The organism is Cupriavidus basilensis (genome assembly GCF_000876015.1).
In the GTDB taxonomy this organism is placed as follows: domain Bacteria; phylum Pseudomonadota; class Gammaproteobacteria; order Burkholderiales; family Burkholderiaceae; genus Cupriavidus; species Cupriavidus basilensis_B.
Window position 1 is genome coordinate 310,887 of record NZ_BBQM01000018.1, and the last position, 17,334, is coordinate 328,220.

Genomic DNA, 17,334 nt, shown 5'->3' on the forward strand with positions numbered 1-17,334 from the left:
CTCCTTGGAATCCGGTGGAGTCAGTTGGTGAGGTTGAATGCCAGCGTCTGCACCGCGCGCACGCTGGCGGGCAAGCCGTTCTCGAGGTACGGATCGCAGCGGCCGGCGCGCAGGGTCTGCACCGCGGCGGCGTCGAGCTCGGCGAAGCCGCTGCTGGTGTCGACCTCGACCTGGGCGGCCCTGCCGGTGACGTCGATCGTCACGCGCAGGATCACCGTGCCTTCGTGGCGCAGCCGCCGGGCCACCGCCGGATAGGCGGGCTGGGCGAAATGGCACACGATGCGGGCGACGTCCCTGACCGCATTGGCCCCGGGCAGGTTGAGCTCGCGGTTGAGCGCCGCGGGCGCGGTCGGCGCCGCCGCCTGCGCCGTTGGCGAGGCCGTCGGCGTGACCGCTTCGGGCGGCGCGGGCGGCGTGGCCGGCGCGGTTTCCGCCGGCACGCTGCGCGCCGCCTGCGAGCGCGCCGAGGCCAGCACCGGCGCGTGCCGCGGCACGGCCTGGCGCGGCGGCGCGGGCCGGGCCGCCGGTGCCGGTTTTTCCGGCGCGGGCGCCGGTGCCGGAGCGGGCGCCGACACCAGCGTGACCCGCACCCCCGCGCCGGAGACCGGGCGGCCGGCGGCCGCGAGCGAGGCGGGCGGCGCGTATCGCGCGATGCCGAACAGCGCCAGCCCGTGCAGCAGCAGCGTGAACGCCACGCCGCCGAGCCGGCGCGCATGCGCGGATGGCCGCGGCTTTCCATCGGGCGCCGGGCGAGCCCGCCACGGCGGCGAGGGCACGAAGATCTCCATGAGGCGCCTCAGAAGTTGTGGGTCGCGGTGACGTAGACCAGGCGCCCCGGCAGGACTTCCACCAGTTGCTGGCTGGCGTAGTCGCCGTACAGCGTGCGGGCGAACAGGTTCTTCACGCCGAGCGTCAGCGACCACTGCCTGTCGCGGTAATAGAGGCTCGCGTCGGTGCGGGCCTGGCCGGGAATCGAGCGGTTTTCGCCGGTGAAGGCAGTGGCCTGATAGCGGGTGCGCGCCCAGATGCCGACGCCGACGCCCCAGCCGCGCAGGGTCTCGCCCTGCAGGTCATAGGTCGTCCACAGGCTGGCGGAGCTTCGCGGCAGCTGGCTGATGTTGCCCTCGGTCGGCAACTGATTGGCGTACGTGTAGCTGGCGATGATGTTCCAGCCCGGCATCAGGCGCCCGGTCAGGTCCATTTCGAAGCCGCGGCTCACGACGCCCGGCACCAGGAAGGAAAAGCCCGGATTCGTCGGATCGCTCATCGCCACGTTGTACTTGGCGGCGCGGTACACCGCCAGCGTCCCCGTGAGGCGGTCATCGAGCAGGTTCAGCTTGACGCCGGCTTCCACCGAACGGCCGGTCTGCGGCGGCATGGGCTCGGCCCTGCCGAGGTCGCGCCTGATATTGGATTGCGGCGAAAAGCTGCGCAGCGCGTTGGCGTAGATCCCCACCGCATCGGTAAGCTGGTACACGAAGCCGATGCCGGGCGACCAGGCGTCCACCGAAGGCTGCAGGCTGGACCAGGCCTGGCCGTGGTTGATGCTCGCCAGGACGGTGAGCCTGTCCCACTTCAGCTGATCCTGCAGATAAAAGACGTTCTGGTAAGTGCGTTCCGAATAGGTAAAAGACGGCTGCGGAGTAACCACCTGGCTCAGCGGCGGCAGATCGGACATCGGGAACGCCCCGAACGCCATGCCTCCGTAGCCGCCGTTCACCGAAGTCCACGCAGTCGTATAGGCAAAGCCGGCCAGCATCGTATGCCGGACCGGGCCGGTGGCGAACCGGGCCTTGAGGCTGTTGTCGAGATTGAAGGAACGCACGCTGGTGCGGCTGGCAACGCCGGTGTACACAGCCACGGGATCGGACGTGCCCATGTCGGCGGGGAAAGCCGTGTAGGCCGAGTTGATCGAGCTGTCGGCGATATAGCGCGCCTTGCTCTGCAGGGTCAGCCCGGGCGTCAGCTGTTGCTTGAGGTCGTAGTACGCCGAGGTGCTGTTGACGGACATGTGGTCGTCCACGCGGCCCGACAGCCCGGTGAGCGGCGCCGGGCCGCTCAACAGGGGGAAGGTATAGCTGGGGGGCGGCTGCCGCCCCGTATGCTGCTCGAAGCCCACCGCCAGGTCGGTGCCGCCGCTGCGCCAGCCGATCGACGGCGCCACATAGAAATCGCGCTTGCCGTCGTGGCCGATGAAATCGCGGCTGTTGCGCTCGCCCGAGACGACGAAGCGGTAGATCAGCTTCTTGTCCTCCGAGAATGCGCCGGCCAGGTCGAGCCCGCCCATCAGGTTGCCGTACGAGCCGGTCTGCAGGGTCGCTTCGCGCACGGGCTCCGCCTGCGGACGCTTGACGTTGATGTTGACGATGCCGCCGGGATCCGATGCGCCCGCCAGGATGGCGCTCGCTCCCTTCAGGACTTCGACGCTCGAGAGCGCGATCGCCGGCAGCGACAGCGCGGTATCCGCGCGCGCGAGACTTATGCCGCCATTGACGCTGACCGCCGCCGTCATGCCGCGGATGTACGGCGTGCCGCCGATGCTGTCGGCGCCTGCGTTCGAGATCGACACACCGCTGACGTTGCGCAATGCGTCGCCGACGGACTGCACCTGCTGGCTTTTCAGCACGTCCTCCGTCACGACCTGGACCGACTGCGGAATTTCCGCGATCGGCGTGTCGGTGCGCGTGGCCGTCGAGGTCGCCACCGCGACGAAACCCGAATCCGATGGCGCGCTGCTGTCGGTGACGGTGATGGTCGGCAGCACGCTGGCGCCCGCGCCGGAGGCCGGCTCCTTGCGCGCGGGCGGCAACGCGCGGATCACGTAGGTCTTCTCGTCCTGCTGCTGCGCCGTCAGCCCGCTGCCCTGCAGCAGCCGGTCGAGCGCCTGCGGCACGCTCATCACGCCGGAAACGGCCGGCGCGGCGCGGCCGGCGACCAGATTGTCGAGCGCCAGGATATTGACGCCGCGTTCCCGCGCAAGCTGCGACAACGCCGTCGACAACGGCTGGGCCTGCATGTTGATCGCCGTCTGCGCGCACAGGCTGGCGCTCGCCACGGCCAGGGCCGCGCCCAGCGCATGGCACGCCCGCGTTTTCTGATTCCATCTGAAAGGCATGAGCAGTTTTCCCTTTGTCTTCGTTTTTCCGCCATTGCGCTTCGCTGCCGGCAAGCACGCGCCCTTACCTCTAAAGCCGATCAGGCAGCCGCGGCGGTACCGTCCGAGCCCGGAAATCTTTTTGATCGGAAAACGAGACCGATAGGCGCGACCTATGGAGCGGGCGGCGCGCAAGGCGGCGGGGAAATGCGGGACAAATGCAGGACAAGTGGCGGGACAAGTGAGGTGCGCGCTTCCCGATTCTTGGTACCATCCAGCCCCAGGGCGCGCCCGCGAGCCAGCCGGCGCCCCTTTCCATCCACGAGCAATGCCACGGAGGTCATGCTGTGAAATTCACCAAGGTGCTGGCAGCGATGGCCTGCCTGGCGGCGGCGGCCTGCACCACCACGCCCGCGCCCATGCCGGGCAATGGCCGGCAGATGTCCACCTACGACACCGACACCGAGTACACGGTGGAGTACGTCGCCGACGGCTTCACGCTGATGGTCAACCATCGCTATTCCGGCTTCACGGTGCGCACCGGCACCGCGGAGTCGGCATGCAGGGCCATGCTCGCGAGCGTGGCGAACAACCTCGCCGAGCGCCGGCAGCGCCAGATCGAGCCGATCGATGCGCAGCGCGTCAGGCTCGCCACCAGCCGCAACTGGTACGGCAGGATGGCGACATGCTCGGCCACCGCGCCGGTCGCCTGGAAGCGCTGATGCGCTGACACGCTCGCCGCCGCGCCGATGCATCCATGCGCGGCGGCGGGCGCCCTTCCCGCCCCGCTTTCACCTCCTCTCCGCGTCCTTTCACGCGTCCTTCCCCGCGCCTTTCCCCGCACGCCGGTCCGCCAAAGGCATGGCGGCGCGAACCGTTGACAGTCTCCCGTCTGCCGTGCCCTTCCTTAGGCTTACGGCGTTCGATCCATTGAATCGCCGCGGCCCGCGTACCAGACTGGCATCACACGACAAGTAAAACGACGGGCCGCGATTCCAGCCGCCCGCGGAAACACGACGAACCGGCCGGCACACGCCCGGCACGCGTTCGCTGATTGCCACGCAACCGGGGAACAGCATGCAGACCGCCATCACATAACCGGCGCCGCGCCGGTATCGCAGGATTGCCGCGCCCGCGCCTTGCGCGCGCCACGCCGGTCCCAGCCACAACAAGAACAAAGGAAGCGGCCATGGATGCTTGTCCATTCCCTGGCGCGGCGAGCTGTTGCCTTTTTCCGCGCGGTTGCCTCGCGCTGCTTGCCATATGTGCCTCACTGGCAGCAGCCCCGGCGCGCGCGGATGATGCCGTGCCTCCAGTCATCGCAGCGCCCGCGGCGGAGCTGCCCACGGCATCGCCGCCGGCCGCGCCGGCGGATTCGCCGCAAGCCCGGCCGCAGGTCTGGCCGCAGGTCTGGCTGAACCCGGGCCTGCTCTCCTACCACTTCAAGCGCGCGGCGCACTACAACGCGTACAACTGGGGGTTCGGCGCAGACGTGCGCGTCAGCGAGGACTTCACCTTGTCCGCCGGCGAGTACCGCAACAGCGTGCGCCGCCACTCGACCTACGCCACGGTGGCCTGGCAGCCGCTGCATCTGGGGCCGCTGCGGATCGGCGCCACGGCCGGCGCGATACGCGGCTATCCCGACGTCAACAACGGCGGCTGGTCGCCGATGGCGGCGCCGGTGATCGGCATCGAGTACGGCCGCGTGGGCGCGACCCTGATCTACGTGCCGACGATCAGGGGCAAGGTCGACGGCTGCATCTCCCTGCAGATCCGGATACGGGTCTGGTAGGCGCGGGCGGCGCCCCGTTCGCGATGTTCCCGCGCCGCGCCGGCGTTACGTAACGCGTAACGCCGCGGCGGCACGGCGCGCGCGCGCCCGCCGCGCCGCCGTGCCCGTCCGCGGCCTTGTCCCGTTCCCCGCAAACCCTTGCGCGGCGCGGCTTGCGGCCTGGCCGCGGGCGCGCGGCGAGGCCCGCCCGCGCGCCCGCGGACGCCGCGCCGCGCCGGTGGCACGGCGATTGCGCATGCATGACGGCAGAACGTCGTGCGCCGGCTTCCCGGCCGGCCGCCGACGGCAGAACGGGAACCCCATATGTCCAGCAGAGACACCGGGGAGCGGGAATGGCGAGCTTGCATCAATGAGACATCCAATGGCATCGATTTTCAGCAGCGAGGAGCTGGACGCATATTTCTCGTCATACGCCGGCATGGAGGGCGGGAACATCGGTGCGGCGATCTGGCTTTGCGACAAGGAGCCGCATCTGCTGGCCGCGGGCGCGGCGGTGGCGCCCGCGCATGAGCCGCCGGCATGGGACGCGGCCTTCCGCGAGCGCCATCGCCACGACATGCCGCGCTGGCAGACGCACCAGCGCCTGGCCCGCATCATGGCGGCCACGCGCGCGGCCACCTTGCGCGAGACGATACCGGCCCTGGACTGGCATGCGTATTTCGAGCGGCATCTCTACGCGCCCGGCGGCTGGGAATTCAAGCTCAACCTCTACCCGCTGCCCAAGCCGCAGCACATGGACCTCTCGCAGATCGAGACCTTCCGGCGCAATCCCTACCTGAGCCCGAACTGGCGCTACGTGGATTTCTGCCGCCAGGGCGGGCGCTTCCGCTTCATCGCCGAGCTGCGCCGCCGCATGCGGCCCAAGGTGATCCTGTGCACGGGACAGGCCGAGGAAGAGGAATTCCTGCTGGCGCTCGGCTTCCAGGGCGTGCCCTGCTCGGAGCATCGCCTGCAGCCGGCCGACCTGGTGAAGACGCTGCGCGTGTACTCGCACGAAGGCACGCGCCTGGTGATCTGCCCGAAGGTGGGCGGCCCCACCGGCATCAACTCCGACACCCTGCTCGACGCGATGGGCGCCTTCCTGTCGGTATGGCTCGACGCCGCCGACTTTGCCGATGCACGCGAGATGCGCGAAACGCAGGAAACGCACGACGTGCGCGGAATGCGCGGGATGCGCGGCGAATTGACCGAGCGCGACAGCCGCGCGTCGTGGCGCGCCGCGACGCGCGGCGCGGAGATCGCCACGGGTGCCGCGCCGGCCTGAACGTGCCCGGCGCGCGTGATGCGAGAACGCGGTAAAAAAAACGCCGCATGCGGAAGCATGCGGCGCTACGGAAGGAGGGCCAAGGGATGGACCCTCATCGGGAATACCACCCCCGGGGAGAGAGCGGTACGAAGCTACTGTAGCCAGTAGAACGGTCCCGACCAATCAGCCGCTTCCGAACAGGTATCCAGAAATTTCCGCAAATCCGCCGCGCGGGCGGTGGCCGTGACGGCTACCGCCCGTGCCGGCGCGCCGGCACGCGCCTCACGCCGCCAGGACCTGCGCCTCCAGCATGCTGGCGATGGCCGCTTCGAGCGTCACCAGCGCGGCCGTCTTGGGCAGGCAGCAGCAGATGCCGTAGCCCATTTCCGGCGGCGGCATGTGCAGCCACATATTGTCCGAGAGCAGCAGCACGCGCTGCGTCGGCAGCATGCTGCGCAACTGGCGCAGCATGCGCCAGCCGCTGGTCACGTCCTGCGGCATGCCGAAGACCAGCAGCTCGGCCTCGCTGATGGCGCCGGCGTGCCCCGGCAGCTCGTCCGGGTCCACGCTTTCCACGCGCGCGACGCCGGGCATGGCCTCGAGCATGCGGCTCAGGCCCAGCCGCAGCAGCGCGCATTCGTCGATCACCACCGCGCGCACGGGCGCCGCGTCGTGCGCGGCCCTCTGCGGCCGCACGCCCTGCCACTGCGGCCGGGCCGAGGCGAGCCCGCGCGGGATGATGCTGTCGACGTTGGCGCGTGCGGTGAGTGCCATATCCATGATTGCTCCTCTGCTCTGTGCTCTGTGATCCGGATGGCGCCAGCGGCGGACGCCCGATGATGCAGAGAGATCGCAAGGCACATGCCAGGCGCCGGCGCCGGTTCCGCCGGCCCGGCCGGACGCGCGGCGCGGCCCGCAAACCCTTGCCTGGCAAGGATCTGCGGGAATCGGAAAATCTGGGATGACGGGATGGCGCGCATGGCGGCGCGTTCCCGCGTGTTACGCGTCACGTAACGTGTTCCGCCGCGCGTTACCGGCGCGTTACCGGCGCGCTACCGGCACGTACCGGCGCGCTACCGCGGCGAAACGCCGCACCGCCACAGCCGGCCACGCGGGCGGGCGCGCGGCGCGCAAAAAAAAACCGCCCGGCAACGCGGGCGGTCCCTGGCGCCGGCGCGGGTCAGACCAGCGTGACGCGGCCCTCGACCATGCGGAACTGGCCGCCCGGCTTGTCTTCCATGATCTTCAGCGACTTCTGGCCGATATGCGCGACCACCCCGCCGTGGATGCGCCGGCTCACCTCGATCACCGCGTCGGGCGCCGGGTGCAGCTGCTCGGCCAGCTTCGCCAGCCGCGCGTCCAGCCCGATGGCGTCCCGCGTCAGCTTGAACAGGGTGGCGCGCGCCTTCTCGCGCAGGTCGCCGGAAGCCTTCTCCGGATGCTTGGCGAAGAAGCTGACCAGCTGCTGCACCTTGGCCTGCTCGGCGTCGATCTGGCGGCGCTGCGCCTCGACCTCGGCCTTTTCCGCCTCGGCATAGGGATTGGTGCCGACCTGCACGACGGTGGCGGTGCCGGCGGTCGCGCCGAGCGTGGCGGTGCGCACGATCGTCTTGGCGCGGATGCGCCCGCCGGTGATGTTGCCCTGCCCGCCCTTGGGGCCGGCGAACACGGCATTTCCGGCGGCCACCTCGCTCTGGCGGATGCCGCTTTCCACGGTGACGTCGGTGCCGGCCTCGACCACCGCGCTCTCGATGAAGCGCGCGTGCAGCCGGCCCTTGCAGCGCACGCTCGCCAGCGCCGCCGCGCCGTCGCCGGCCGGGTGCGGGCCTTCGGCCTTGCCGATGATGCCGCCCTTGACCACCACGTCGCCGCCCGCCTCCACGTGGGCGGCCTCGATGGTGCCGCTGACGATGACGTCGCCGGTCACGCGCACTGTCATGCCGGTCTTGATGTCGCCGTTGACGCGCAGGGTGCCGTCGAAGGTGACGTTGCCCGAATGCATGTCCACCGCTTCCACGTCCACCACCGGGCTGACCGACACGCCGTGCGGCAGCAGCGCGGGCGAGCCGGAGATGGCCGCCAGCATCACCTGCGGATCGGCGGGGTCTGGCACCACGCCGGTCAGGCCGTCGGCGTAGGGCGGGTCTTCCGCCTCGGGCGCCGGTACGACCTTGCCGAACACGTCGAGACCGTCCGTGCCCTGGCGTGCCGGGATGCGGCGCATCAGCGGCGTGCCCGGGTTGACCAGCAGCAGCGTGCCGAGATCGCGCAGGTCGATGCGGCCGCTGTCGTCTTCTTCCACCAGCGGCTTGCGCGGCGCCAGCAGGCTTTCGAAGCGCGCCGGCGTGCCGGGCAGCGGCGCGCGCCCGGCGGCGATCTCCAGGCCCTCGCAGGCGCCCGCCTCGAAGGCGCCGCGCAGCGCGGCGGCATCGACCTCGGCCACGATGCCGCGCTCGGCCAGCGCCGCGCGCACCGCGTCGCGCGTCACGTCGCGCCCGCCCTGCGCCGGCAGCAGGTTGAGCCGCACGCTCAGGCTGTCGGCGCTGACGTCGATCTCGAAATAGCCGTCCGTCACCTCGCCGATCAGCGCTTCCACCGGCGCGCCTTCGGTGGCGCGCTGGCATTGCGAGAGAAAATTGCCGACCGTGGCGGTGTCCAGCCGGGCACCGCGCCAGCCGGCCGCGGCCAGCGCTTCCTCGAGCGCGGCGCGGTCCGGCGGCATCCGGCCCGGCACCGCGGCAAAGGCGGCATGCACATGCCGCGTGGCCTCGTCGAGGCGGATCCGCAGGCCGCTTTCCATTGCGCCTTCCGCCGCATTCTCCGCTGTGTTTTGCGTTGCGCCATCCGCGGCGCTGACTGGGTGTTCTCCCCGGCTTTCCATTCCGTCTTTCCCCCGATGGATCGTTGGCGGGCGCGCGGTCCAGACCGCCGCGCCCTGCGCAATCCCGCCCCGCCCCCGCCTCGCGGCGAGGAAGCCTCTGCTGGCCAAGTTCGCCAATTTGGCCATGTTGGCCGTGCGCGGCGGGCATGCGATTGATGGCAGGCACTGCGCGCTGCTGATCTATGTTCTTTCTAGCGCGCACTACACCAACGGCTGTTTCGGGGAAAACTTGAGCCTCGCGGCCGGGCAAAAGGTAAACTCCTGCCCATTCGCGCAACGCCGCACCGCAACAAAAAAGGGGAAGACCAGATGATCGTGCGAGACCGCCCATCGGGACTCAGGCTGTTCCTGGTCCTGCGAGGCTCGATCCTGTCGCGCATCTGGCGCGTGCTGCTGGTGAACCTGCTGCTCGCCGTGGCCGTCACCGTCACCCACGGCGCCTTCTTCCAGCACAAGGTCACGCTCACGGCCATCCCGTTCTCGCTGATCGGGCTGCCGCTGGCCATTTTCCTGGGCTTTCGCAATACCGCCGCCTACGACCGCTTCTGGGAAGGACGCAAGCTGTGGGGCGAGCTGGTGGTGCGCAGCCAGGACCTCGCGCGGCAGTGCATGAGCCTGCTCGGCGACGCCGCGCCGGGCCATGCGCCGGCCGAGCCCGGCGCGGTGCGCCGGCGCATGCTGCTGCGCGCCATCGCCTTCGCCTGCGCGCTGCGCAACCGCCTGCGCGGCAACCGCGCCGATGCCGGCATCGACCGCGCGTGGCTGGCCGCCGCCGAGCACGAGGCGCTCGCCGGCAGCACCAACGCCCCGGCCCTGCTGATGATGCGCATGGGCGAGGATCTGGGCCAGTGCGTGCGGCAGCGGCGCGTGGACCCGTGCCTGGCGGTGGCGATCGACGGCACGCTGTCGGCCATGACCGCCACCGCGGTGGCCTGCGACCGCATCCGCAATACGCCGATCCCGTTCTCGTACACGCTGCTGCTGCACCGCACCGCCTATCTCTACTGCTTCCTGCTGCCGTTCGGGCTGGTCGACACCACCGGCTTCCTCACGCCGATCGTGGTCGGGCTGGTGGCCTACACGTTCTTCGGCCTCGACGCGCTCGGCGACGAGCTGGAAGAGCCGTTCGGCACCTCGCCCAACGACCTGCCGCTCGACGCGATGTGCCGCGCCATCGAGATCACGATCAAGGAAGCGCTCGGCGAGACCGACCTGCCGCCGCCGCTGGCGCCGGTGGACTACTGCCTGCTGTAGGCGCGCCGCCGCCAGCGGCGCCGGCGTCACTCCGCCCGGGCGCGGGCGACTTTCGGTAAACTGCCGCTTTGGCGCCGACGGCGCCCACCCCGTTTTCCAGGTTCCCCAGATGGCCCAGAAGTCCCCGGCGTCGAAGACGCCCGCCGCAGCGGCGGCCAGCCCGCACGAAATCCGTCCCGGCCAGTCCGTCGAGCTGCTCAAGGCGCTGCACATCCTCACGCGCGACGGCAAGATGAACCAGGACAGCCGCCGCAAGCTCAAGCAGGTCTACCACCTGTTCCAGTTCATCGAGCCGCTGCTGCAGGACCTCAAGCAGGACCATCCCGACGTGACGCTGGTGGACCACGGCGCGGGCAAGTCCTACCTGGGCTTCATCCTGTACGACCTGTTCTTCAAGGACCATCTCGACGGCTCGCGCATCTACGGCATCGAGACGCGCGAGGAACTGGTGCGCACCTCGCAGGAACTGGCCGCGCGGCTGGGCTTCGCGGGCATGTCCTTCCTCAACCTGTCGGTGGCGGACTCGATCGCCTCGCCGCAGTTGCCGGCCACCATCGACATCGTCACCGCGCTGCATGCGTGCAACACGGCCACCGACGACGCCATCCGCTTCGCGCTGGAAAAGCACGCGAAGTACATCGTGGTGGTGCCCTGCTGCCAGGCCGAGGTGGCCGGCGTGCTGCGCAGGAACAAGGCGCGCGCGCTGGCCAGCCCGCTTACCGAGATCTGGCGCCACCCGCTGCACACGCGCGAGTTCGGCAGCCAGGTCACCAACGTGCTGCGCTGCCTGCAACTGGAAGCGCACGGCTACCAGGTCAGCGTGACCGAGCTGGTGGGCTGGGAGCACTCGATGAAGAATGAGCTCATCATCGCGCAGTACAAGGACCTGCCGCGCCGCCGGCCCGCCGAGCGCCTCAACGAGGTGCTGAAAACGCTGGGGCTGGAGGAAATGTCGGGGCGCTTCTATACCGGCGAGCACAGCGAGGATGCCTGCGCGGTGGCGCAGTGACGCGTTGACGCGCCGCGCCCGGCTCAGTCGCGCATCAGCGCCTGCCAGCCGGCCAGGCCGAGCCGGCGCATGGTCTGCTCGTTGCGCTCGTAGATGTCCGCCGCGTCCGGGAAGGCCGCCACCGCGCGCGCGATGCTGGCTTCGCGCAGCAGGTGCAGGATCGGATAGGGCGCGCGGTTGGTGTAGTTCTCGATGTCGTCCGGCCCGTTCCCCTCGAACTGGTAGTGCGGATGGAAGCTGGCGATCTGCAGCGTGCCGGCCAGCCGCAGGCTCTTGAGCAGGCGCTCGGCGAAATACAGCGTGTCGTTGTAGTCGAGGAAGTCCGCCAGCGCGTGCGGCAGGATCAGCAGCGTGGTGTCGATCTCGGCCGGGTCGGCCTCGGCCAGCAGCTTCAGTTCGGCCTCCAGGTCCGCCATCACGCCTGCGGCGTCGGTGGCGCCGCTGACCGCGTAGCGGATCTGCCGCTTCACGTGCACGGACTTGGCGAACGGGCACAGGTTGAGGCCGATCACGGCGCGCTCCAGCCATTGCCGGGTGGCGTGCAGGACGGTTTCGGTGGACGGCGGGGCAGAAGTCATGACGATGGCTGGCGGCGCGAAACCGCCATTCTAGCGCCGGCCCCGCGCGCCGCCGCTCAGCGGCGCTGCCCCTGGATCTGCCTGGCCAGCGCGTCGGCCTGGCGCATGGCCGACTCGCGCTCGGCCGCGCTCAGCTTGCCGCAGACGTATTCGAGATTGGCGGTGTCGAGGTCGGTCACATGGCGGTCGCCGGACAGCAGGATCACCTTGCGCCACGCGCAGGCGCGCACGCGGTCTTTCTCCAGCCCGAGGCAGCCGGACTGCAGGCAATACGACAGGTTGCGCTGGGACAGGAAGTCGCCGCGCATGGCCTTGTCCTGCAGCCCCTGCGCGGTTTCCTGCGCGAACGCGGGCGGCGCGACGCAGAGCAGGCCGAGCGCGAGGCTCGCCAGCAGGCGGCGCGTGGTAAGGCGGAGGGCCGGGGCGGGCAGCGGCGTGGTCATGGCGGTGCGCGTGGATGCGCGTATCGATGAAGTCGAGGGCCGGATCTTATCAGCCGCCGGCGGAGATGGCGCCCTATATAATCCGTTCCGCCCTCCCCCGCCGCCCGTCCCCGGATTCCCACATGCCCGCACCCGCCGTCTCCCCCTCCTCCGCCAGCGTCGCCGTGATCGGCGGCGGCCCCGCGGGCCTGATGGCGGCCGAGGCGCTGGCCGCGCGCGGCTGGCGCGTGGACGTGTACGACGCCATGCCCTCGGTGGGCCGCAAGTTCCTGATGGCCGGGCGCGGCGGTATGAACCTCACGCACTCGGAAGCGGCCGAGCCGTTCCTCGCGCGCTACGGCAGCCGCGGCACGTGGATCGCGCCGCTGCTGGCCGGCTTCGATGCGCAGGCGCTGCGCGCATGGGTGCACGGCCTGGGCATCGAGACCTTCGTCGGCAGCTCGGGCCGCGTCTTCCCGACCGACATGAAGGCCGCGCCGCTGCTGCGCGCGTGGCTACACCGCCTGCGCGAGGCCGGCGTGCGCTTCCATATGCGGCATCGCTGGCTCGGCTGGGCGGACGAGGCGACGGACAACGCAACTGACAACGCGGCGCACGAACTGCGCTTCGCCACGCCCGAGGGCGAACTGCGCGTGCACGCGGCGGCGGCGGTGCTGGCGCTCGGCGGCGGCAGTTGGGCGCGGCTCGGCTCGGACGGCGCGTGGGTGCCGCTGCTGGCCGCGCGCGGCGTCGAGGTGGCGCCGCTGCGCCCCGCCAACTGCGGCTTCGACGTGGCCTGGAGCGAGCACTTCGGCACGCGCTTCGCGGGGCAGCCGGTCAAGGCCGTGGCGATCGGCCTGCGCGACCGCGACGGCCACCGGCACGATCGCCAGGGCGAGTTCGTCATCACCGCGGGCGGCATCGAAGGCAGCCTGGTCTATGCGCTCAGCGCGCCGATGCGCGACCTGCTGGAAAGCACCGGCGAAGCCGTGATCGAACTCGACCTCGCGCCCGGCCTGAGCGCGCAGCGCGTGGCCGAGGCGGTGCTGCGCCCGCGCGGCGCGCGCTCGCTGTCGAGCCATCTGCAGAGCCGGCTCGGCATCACCGGCGTCAAGGCCGGGCTGCTGCGCGAATGCCTGTCGAAGGAAGAGTTCGCCGATCCGGCGCGGCTGGCCGCCGCGCTCAAGGCGCTGCCGCTGCGCCTGCTGCGCGCGCGCCCGCTCGACGAGGTCATCAGCAGCGCGGGCGGCGTCACGTTCGAGGCGCTGGACGCGCAACTGATGCTGCGCGCCGTGCCGGGCGTGTTCTGCGCCGGCGAGATGCTGGACTGGGAAGCGCCCACCGGCGGCTACCTGCTGACCGCCTGCTTCGCCAGCGGGCGCGCGGCCGGGCTGGGTGCCGCCGCGTGGCTGGCGCGCGCGGCCTGAGCCGGCGCCGCGCGTTCAGGCGCCGTTGACGATGCTCAGCGCCACGGCCTCGGCCACCTCGATGCCGTCGATGGCCGCCGAGTAGATGCCGCCCGCGTAGCCGGCGCCTTCGCCGGCCGGGTACAGGCCCGCCACGTTGATGCTCTGGTAGCTGTCGTCGCGGCGGATGCGCAGCGGCGACGAAGTGCGCGTCTCCACGCCGGTCAGCACCGCGTCGTGCATGGCGAAGCCGGCGATCTTCTTGTCGAGCTCGGGCAGCGCCTCGCGGATGGCCTCGGTCACGTATTCGGGCAGCGCGGTGGACAGGTCGGTCGGCGTGACGCCCGGCTTGTACGACGGCTCGACCGAGCCGAGCGCGGTCGAAGGCCGGCGCGCGATGAAGTCGCCGACCAGTTGCGCCGGCGCGTTGTAGTTGCTGCCGCCCAGCGCGAAGGCGCGCGCTTCCCAGTGGCGCTGGAACGCGATGCCCGCGAGCGGGCCGCCGGGATAGTCCTCGGGCGTGATGCCGACCACGATGCCGGCATTGGCGTTGCGCTCGGCGCGGTAATACTGGCTCATGCCGTTGGTGACCACGCGGCCCGGCTCGGACGCCGCCGCCACCACGGTGCCGCCCGGGCACATGCAGAAGCTGTAGACCGCGCGCCCGTTGCTGGCGTGGTGCACCACCTTGTAGTCGGCCGCGCCGAGCAGCTTGTTGCCGGCGAACTTGCCGAAGCGGCTGCGGTTGATCAGGCCCTGCGGGTGCTCGATGCGAAAGCCCAGCGAGAACGGCTTGGCTTCCATGAACACGCCGCGGTCGTGCAACACCTGGAACGTGTCGCGCGCGCTGTGGCCCACGGCCAGCACCACGTGGTCGGCTTCGAGGTATTCGCCGCCGTGCAGCCGGAGGCCGCGCAGCTTGCCGTTGTCGATGTCGAAATCGTCGACGCGCGTCTCGAAGCGGATCTCGCCGCCCAGCGCGAAGATCTCGGCGCGCATCTTCTCCACCATGCTGACCAGCCGGAAGGTGCCGATGTGCGGGCGCGCGAGATAGAGGATGTCTTCCGGCGCGCCGGCCTTGACGAACTCGTCCAGCACCTTGCGCCCGAGATGGCGCGGGTCCTTGATCTGGCTGTACAGCTTGCCGTCCGAGAAGGTGCCGGCGCCGCCCTCGCCGAACTGCACGTTCGACTCGGGGTTCAGCACACTCTTGCGCCACAGGCCGAAGGTGTCCTTGGTGCGCTCGCGCACTTCCTTGCCGCGCTCCAGGATGATGGGGCGGAAACCCATCTGCGCCAGGATCAGCCCGGCCAGCAGCCCGCACGGGCCCATGCCGATCACCACCGGGCGCAGCCGGGTGCCTTGCGCCGGCGCCTGCGCCACGAAGCGGTAGGCCATGTCCGGCGTCACGCTCCAGTTGGGCTTGCCCGCCATGCGCCGGATCGCCGCGGCCTCGTCCCTGACCTCGATGTCGATGATGTAGGTGAGCTTGATGTCGGAGCGCTTGCGCGCGTCGTGCGCGCGGCGGAACACGGTGAACCCGACCAGGCCATCGGCCTTGACGCCGAGCTCGGCCAGGCGTGCGCGCACCACGGCCTCGAGATCGCTCTCGGCATGGTCGAGCGGGAGTTTGACTTCACTTAGACGTAGCATGGGAACCTGGAATTCTGCGGCCGGTGGGTCGGCCCCGCGTGGGGCGTGGACTGCACTCTGGTTGAGCGTCGGGCTGGCCGGACCGCAATTTTATAGTTTTTCGGCCCCGGCCCCGCATTCTTCGCCCCGCGGCGGCGAAATTATGAGATCTTCCGCACCCCGGCGGCGAACTCAGCGACGGCGGCCACTCCCATGACAGCAAGGAACACCATGATCGACGGACTAGTCAGCGGCCGCCTGCACGGCCACGCCAGCGAACGCAGCGGCCAGGGCGGCAGCCTGTTCGTCACCGCCCGGCTCAAGGCCACGGCCGGCGACGGCGATACCGTGATCGTCAACGTGATCGCGTTTGCCGACAAGGTGCGCGCCGCGCTGCTGGCGCTCGAGGACGGCGAATCGGTGGCGCTGTCGGGTAGCCTCACGCCCAAGGTCTGGACCGACAAGAACGGCGACACGCGCCCGGCGCTGGACATGGTCGCGCACGGCCTGCTGAGCGCCCGCGACGCGCAGCCCTGAGCGCCGCCGGGGTCGCCGCCTACGGCCGCGCCGCCTGCAGCAGGGAGGCGAAGCGCGCCAGGTCCACGTTGCCGCCCGAGAGCACCACGCCGACGCGCTTGCCGCCGACGTCGATCCGCCGGGAAAACACCGCCGCCGCGCCCAGGCAGCCGGTCGGCTCGACCACCATCTTCATGCGGCCGGCGAAGAACGCCATCGCCTCGACCAGCTCGGCGTCGCTGACCGTCACCACGTCGTCCACGAGGCTGCGCAGCACCGGGAAGGTGAGGTTGCCGAGGTGCTGGGTCTGGGCGCCGTCGGCCAGCGTCTCCGGCGTGTCGATATGGACGATCTTGCCGCTGCGCAGGCTGCGCTGGCCGTCGTTGCCGGCTTCCGGCTCGACGCCGATCACCTGGCAGTCCGGGTTGAGCGCGCGCGCGGCCACGGCGCAGCCGGACAGCAGCCCGCCGCCGCCGAGCGGGGTGATCAGCACATCGAGCGGGCCGGCCTGCTCGAACAGCTCCTTGGCGGCCGTGCCCTGCCCGGCCATCACGTGCGGGTGGTCGTACGGCGGGATCAGGGTCAAGCCCTGCTCCTCGGCCAGGCGCCGGCCGATGGCCTCGCGGTCCTCGGTATAGCGGTCGTACAGCACCACTTCGCCGCCGTAGCCGCGCGTGGCGGCGATCTTGATGGCCGGGGCGTCCTGCGGCATCACGATGACCGCGCGCACGCCGAACAGCCGCGCCGACAGCGCGATGGCCTGCGCGTGGTTGCCCGAGGAAAACGCGATCACGCCCGCCTTGCGCTGCGCCGGCGTGAACTGCGCGATGGCGTTGTAGCCGCCACGGAACTTGAACGCGCCCATGCGCTGGAAGTTCTCGCACTTGAAGAACAGCTCGGCGCCGCTGTTCGCATCGGCATAGGTGGAGGTCATCACCGGCGTGCGGTGGGCCACGCCCTCCAGCCGCCGGTGGGCCGCGGCCACGTCGTCATAGGAAATTGCCAGTTCGCTCATTTGTGTTGCTCTCCGTGAAAACATTGCGATGCGCTGGCCGGCGCGGCCAGGGACAGGCAGCGGGCCAGCCAGCGCGGCCACGGCCGCGCGGCGGGCGCGTGCAGGCGCAGCGTGGCGGCGCGCGTGGCCAGCACCTCCACCCAGCCCGCGGGCAGCACCACCATGCTGCCCGCGGCGAGGCGCTGCGGCTGCCGCCACACCGTGCCGGCCAGCCAGCGCGGCGCGCCGGACACGGCAAGCTCGCCCTCCAGCACGTGCAGCGTGGTGCCGGCCTTGGCATGGAACCGTAGCACACGGCTGGTTTCGAGGTCGAGCATCTGCGCCTGCGGCGCGGCGGCCGGCGTGGCCGGCATCACCGTCATCACCGGCGCGGTCGGCTGCATGAGATCGGAAGGGTCGGAACGGTAGCCCGGCATGGTGCGGCTCCTGCGGTATGGACAGGGCTCCAGACTATCGGCCGGCGCCGGGGCGAAACAGGCACACGCCCGC

16 protein-coding genes are annotated in these 17,334 nt (G+C 70.6%); 7 read left to right on the forward strand and 9 right to left on the reverse strand.

Annotated elements, in window-relative coordinates:
- Window positions 1–20: 20 nt before the first annotated feature.
- Together KF708C_RS20055 and KF708C_RS20060 are read right to left on the reverse strand one after the other, a co-directional pair.
- Window positions 21–788, reverse strand: coding sequence for an energy transducer TonB (locus KF708C_RS20055; RefSeq protein WP_059413019.1), 768 nt, complete (start codon window positions 786–788; stop codon window positions 21–23).
- 8 nt (window positions 789–796) lie between these two features.
- A complete protein-coding gene (locus KF708C_RS20060) occupies window positions 797–3,289 on the reverse strand; it encodes a TonB-dependent siderophore receptor (RefSeq protein WP_156173882.1) in 2,493 nt (830 codons plus the stop codon).
- A gap of 152 nt (window positions 3,290–3,441) precedes the next feature.
- Between KF708C_RS20060 and KF708C_RS20065 the strand changes: the two genes are divergently transcribed.
- From KF708C_RS20065 to KF708C_RS20075, 3 genes are all read left to right on the forward strand, one after another.
- Window positions 3,442–3,816 (forward strand): hypothetical protein, encoded by a 375-nt coding sequence (locus KF708C_RS20065; RefSeq protein WP_020202991.1) that lies wholly within the window; start codon window positions 3,442–3,444, stop codon window positions 3,814–3,816.
- Between the two features lie 584 nt (window positions 3,817–4,400).
- A complete protein-coding gene (locus KF708C_RS20070; protein ID WP_059413021.1) occupies window positions 4,401–4,886 on the forward strand; it encodes a hypothetical protein in 486 nt (161 codons plus the stop codon).
- Window positions 4,887–5,247: 361 nt separating this feature from the next.
- Window positions 5,248–6,150 (forward strand): hypothetical protein, encoded by a 903-nt coding sequence (locus KF708C_RS20075; protein WP_059413022.1) that lies wholly within the window; start codon window positions 5,248–5,250, stop codon window positions 6,148–6,150.
- Between the two features lie 264 nt (window positions 6,151–6,414).
- Here the strand turns inward: KF708C_RS20075 and KF708C_RS20080 are convergent, their stop codons facing one another.
- On the reverse strand, window positions 6,415–6,912 hold the full coding sequence (locus tag KF708C_RS20080; protein ID WP_020423776.1) for a response regulator transcription factor: 498 nt from the start codon (window positions 6,910–6,912) through the stop codon (window positions 6,415–6,417).
- 400 nt (window positions 6,913–7,312) lie between these two features.
- A complete protein-coding gene (locus tag KF708C_RS20085; RefSeq protein WP_059413023.1) occupies window positions 7,313–8,932 on the reverse strand; it encodes a DUF342 domain-containing protein in 1,620 nt (539 codons plus the stop codon).
- 390 nt (window positions 8,933–9,322) lie between these two features.
- Between KF708C_RS20085 and KF708C_RS20090 the strand changes: the two genes are divergently transcribed.
- Both KF708C_RS20090 and KF708C_RS20095 read left to right on the forward strand, forming a co-directional pair.
- Window positions 9,323–10,267 (forward strand): bestrophin family protein, encoded by a 945-nt coding sequence (locus tag KF708C_RS20090; RefSeq protein WP_020202986.1) that lies wholly within the window; start codon window positions 9,323–9,325, stop codon window positions 10,265–10,267.
- Between the two features lie 109 nt (window positions 10,268–10,376).
- The gene (locus tag KF708C_RS20095) at window positions 10,377–11,276 is read left to right on the forward strand and encodes a class I SAM-dependent methyltransferase (RefSeq protein ID WP_059413024.1); all 900 of its coding nucleotides are present in this window, start codon (window positions 10,377–10,379) and stop codon (window positions 11,274–11,276) included.
- Between the two features lie 23 nt (window positions 11,277–11,299).
- Here the strand turns inward: KF708C_RS20095 and KF708C_RS20100 are convergent, their stop codons facing one another.
- Both KF708C_RS20100 and KF708C_RS20105 read right to left on the reverse strand, forming a co-directional pair.
- Window positions 11,300–11,854 carry a DUF1415 domain-containing protein gene (locus tag KF708C_RS20100; protein ID WP_059413025.1) on the reverse strand — a complete coding sequence of 185 codons (555 nt, stop codon included), beginning with the start codon at window positions 11,852–11,854 and terminating at the stop codon, window positions 11,300–11,302.
- Between the two features lie 56 nt (window positions 11,855–11,910).
- On the reverse strand, window positions 11,911–12,297 hold the full coding sequence (locus KF708C_RS20105; RefSeq protein ID WP_059413026.1) for a hypothetical protein: 387 nt from the start codon (window positions 12,295–12,297) through the stop codon (window positions 11,911–11,913).
- Window positions 12,298–12,419: 122 nt separating this feature from the next.
- Between KF708C_RS20105 and KF708C_RS20110 the strand changes: the two genes are divergently transcribed.
- Window positions 12,420–13,703: a TIGR03862 family flavoprotein gene (locus tag KF708C_RS20110; protein WP_059413027.1), complete on the forward strand. Its 1,284-nt coding sequence runs from the start codon at window positions 12,420–12,422 to the stop codon at window positions 13,701–13,703.
- Window positions 13,704–13,718: 15 nt separating this feature from the next.
- Here KF708C_RS20110 and KF708C_RS20115 read toward each other — a convergent pair whose 3' ends face one another.
- Entirely contained in the window at window positions 13,719–15,335 is a 1,617-nt protein-coding gene (locus KF708C_RS20115; protein ID WP_059413028.1) for an NAD(P)/FAD-dependent oxidoreductase, read from the reverse strand.
- A 210-nt stretch (window positions 15,336–15,545) separates the two neighbouring features.
- Between KF708C_RS20115 and KF708C_RS20120 the strand changes: the two genes are divergently transcribed.
- Window positions 15,546–15,851 (forward strand): single-stranded DNA-binding protein, encoded by a 306-nt coding sequence (locus KF708C_RS20120; RefSeq protein WP_020202980.1) that lies wholly within the window; start codon window positions 15,546–15,548, stop codon window positions 15,849–15,851.
- A gap of 19 nt (window positions 15,852–15,870) precedes the next feature.
- Here KF708C_RS20120 and KF708C_RS20125 read toward each other — a convergent pair whose 3' ends face one another.
- The gene (locus KF708C_RS20125; protein ID WP_020202979.1) at window positions 15,871–16,845 is read right to left on the reverse strand and encodes a threo-3-hydroxy-L-aspartate ammonia-lyase; all 975 of its coding nucleotides are present in this window, start codon (window positions 16,843–16,845) and stop codon (window positions 15,871–15,873) included.
- On the reverse strand, window positions 16,842–17,261 hold the full coding sequence (locus KF708C_RS20130; protein WP_059413029.1) for a hypothetical protein: 420 nt from the start codon (window positions 17,259–17,261) through the stop codon (window positions 16,842–16,844). Before KF708C_RS20130 ends, KF708C_RS20125 begins: the two co-directional genes overlap by 4 nt.
- Window positions 17,262–17,334 lie beyond the last annotated feature (73 nt).